General features: G+C 34.2%; 3 protein-coding genes. All 3 read right to left on the minus strand.

The window, feature by feature from the left end:
- Positions 1-11: 11 nt before the first annotated feature.
- From DW917_RS16625 to DW917_RS16635, 3 genes are read right to left on the minus strand one after another with little or no spacing between them, the layout of a single operon-like run.
- A complete protein-coding gene (locus tag DW917_RS16625; protein WP_118120504.1) occupies positions 12-944 on the minus strand; it encodes a leucine-rich repeat domain-containing protein in 933 nt (310 codons plus the stop codon).
- On the minus strand, positions 941-1,231 hold the full coding sequence (locus tag DW917_RS16630) for a hypothetical protein (RefSeq protein ID WP_118120506.1): 291 nt from the start codon (positions 1,229-1,231) through the stop codon (positions 941-943). Before DW917_RS16630 ends, DW917_RS16625 begins: the two co-directional genes overlap by 4 nt.
- Positions 1,212-1,712 carry a hypothetical protein gene (locus tag DW917_RS16635; protein WP_118120508.1) on the minus strand — a complete coding sequence of 167 codons (501 nt, stop codon included), beginning with the start codon at positions 1,710-1,712 and terminating at the stop codon, positions 1,212-1,214. The genes DW917_RS16630 and DW917_RS16635 overlap by 20 nt, the downstream gene beginning before the upstream one ends.
- Positions 1,713-2,239: the final 527 nt, after the last annotated feature.

Genomic DNA, 2,239 nt, shown 5'->3' on the forward strand with positions numbered 1-2,239 from the left:
TCTGTGTCATCTTATGAGGGCGGTTGCGGATTTGAGGTTGACTGAAAAGCATAATCATCAATAGTAACCAATGAATTTCCTAAATTTAAAATTGAAAGGTTGGTACATCCACTAAAAGCATATTTACCTATTTTTTTTACGTTATCTCCTAAAGATGCTGTAGTCAATGTTGTGTTATTCTGGAAGGCATAATCTCCTATTTCCTCTATAGAATTAGATAATGTAAGTACAGAAAGTTGACATCCATCAAAAGAATAAGATGGAATTTTGATCAATTGCCCTTGAATAGAAACTTTATTAAGTGCCTTACACCCTTTTAAAAAACAACTAGGTATCTCTGTTACTGTTGAAGAAATCGTTACCTTTGCTAACTTAGGCTGGTTATAAAATGCAGAATAGCCATAGTATTGAGGATACTTTTCAAAAGGATATCTACCATCTATATAAGTAATATTACGTCCTATATAAACTTCTTCCAAAGGACAAAACGAGAATAACCCTGTACCATTATATCCTCTATCATCTCGATAATAAGAACCTAAAACAAGGCTTGATGCGCCATCTTCAAACCTAACACTTTTTAATGACGTACAATTATAGAAAGGTAAATTTGAAACACCCGTGTTTTGTCCTATCTGCAAAACTGTACCAGGGATACTTATTGACTCTAATACTTTACAATTAGAAAAAGTATTCTCCCCAATCTTTGTCACAGTAAAGGTCACGCCATTATACACAACATTCTCTGGAATCTTGACATTAGCCGACAAAGAGGCATAGTTGCCCGTTCCATCAACCTCATAAGTTACCGTGGCTGTACGGTTAGACGTGTCCAAGTCATAGTACAACCCATCAATCAATGTACTCGCTTGCAAAAGAGCACATTGCACGATAAGTCCAATTATAAGGACCAATCGCATGAATAAGCATTTACTTTTGTTCATAGTTTTATATTTTTATTGTTTTTCTTATAACTTAGCTGTTTCAATTCGTCCATATTCATGTTCCCTTCAGACTTTCTTGCTTGATATAATATATATCCAACAATAGGTAGAATTGCTATTCCTCCACCAATCCAATATGCAACTTGTGCTAATTGTTGATTTTTTAGATAACATGCTATACCTATATCTATCAAACCAATAGAAACAGAAATTAAAAAAGATGCTAAAAATGTTGATTTTCGTAAAGTTTCTATAACCTTTTTGAACTTAATAATTAGTGACATCATTTAAATAATCCTTATATACATTCATACGTAAATTTTCTTTCTCTTTTTCCGAAAGTTGTCCTTTCCGGCTTTCAAGGTTGGTACCTTTCCATTCTATAGCTAAATTTGCTTGCATTAGAGCAACAAACTTTTCAAATTGTTCGTTACTAACCTTACCTTTGGCTTGATAAAGTTGGTTTAACTGTTTTACAACTTCAATATCCACATAAGATTCAGGTTTGGTGGAGTTGCACATCAAAAGTAGTTTGTAATAATAGTACTCCAATTTGTGCCCTTCAAATTCGTCTACCTTAAAAGATTCATTTTTCAATGCCAATAAACCACAAAAACAGGCAGCGCACTCTCTCCAATCCTTGATGAAGTTGAGACGCTCCTTGGTTATTGTATCATTGAATTGCTGCCGTTTAAAAATACAATAGCTTACTATTGCGCTTACTACCACACCTATAATGCCTGAAGTTATATTACCTATAATATCCATATACTTTTATATAAGTTTACGATTTTCCGACAAAGGTAAGGAGAATATTTGAAACTATCAAGTTCATAATGGTTCATAAGGTAAAAAAGTTGCCTTGCGCTGGTTCACTGCTATTTTCCGCAGCCATCATTTCGGAAAACAAACAATATGAGAACGCATAACAAATCATAAAAAATAATACTAAGAAAGGGCAACTAAAAACGGTAAACCACAAACTAAAATCGTTAAACCACATGAATTTGTTTCCGCATCCTTATCATTTCTCCGTTCAAAGACGTTGAACCGACATTCAAAGGCGTTGAACCGACATTCAAAGACGTTGAACGGACATTCAAAGGCGTTGAACGAAGATTACATAAGGATATACTAACACTTTCATAAGGGTGTATCAACTCTCTTATAAGGATGCAGAAACCCTTCCATACGGTTTCTTCCCCTTTTGATTGCAGTTTTTCAACTCATAAAGCAGTATTATAACACAAAAAATAAGCCTCAAATCCGCAACCGCCCTCATAAGATGACACAGA

Source organism: Prevotella sp. AM42-24, assembly GCF_003461825.1.
Taxonomy (GTDB): domain Bacteria; phylum Bacteroidota; class Bacteroidia; order Bacteroidales; family Bacteroidaceae; genus Prevotella; species Prevotella hominis.